This is a genomic window from Methanofollis sp. UBA420 (assembly GCF_002498315.1).
Taxonomy (GTDB): Archaea; Halobacteriota; Methanomicrobia; order Methanomicrobiales; family Methanofollaceae; genus Methanofollis.
Genome location: NZ_DAGX01000005.1, coordinates 95,005 through 95,389, shown reverse-complemented (window position 1 = coordinate 95,389; position 385 = coordinate 95,005). Strand labels below are relative to the sequence as shown.

Annotated in this window: 1 protein-coding gene; it reads right to left on the bottom strand. The window is 63.4% G+C overall.

Annotated elements, in window-relative coordinates; translation table 11 throughout:
* Positions 1-97: 97 nt before the first annotated feature.
* Positions 98-385 (bottom strand): type II toxin-antitoxin system HicB family antitoxin (locus BP869_RS06655; RefSeq protein WP_342678073.1); only part of this gene is annotated, 288 nt, incomplete at its 5' end.

The window sequence follows — 385 nt, the reverse complement described above, 5'->3', positions numbered from 1 at the left end:
GCGACCTGGCGCCCTTTGCTCCGCCGCGGTGCATAGTCGAAGCCCGCCCTCTTCAGTGCCCTGAAGACCGTGTCAGAGGAGAGGACAGGGAGACGGCTCACTCGATCACCTCGAACGTCGCTGCAAACTTCCGCGGCGACCGCAGGGCCGGGGCGATGTCCTCCATCATGCCAAGCGCCATTGCATTCTCCAGATAGAGCTCGACCGCCTCCTTGAGATGGGCAAGGGCCTCGTCAGGCGTGTCCCCGCAACTCGCGACACCGATCTCCGGGCATTTCGAGACATAGATCTTCTCCTCTTCCCAGAGCGCCGCAGTCAGGGTATATTTTCTCATGCTCGTAACTTCCCCCCGTGCCGGGCGACGTCGCCCGCCCACCCCACCCTT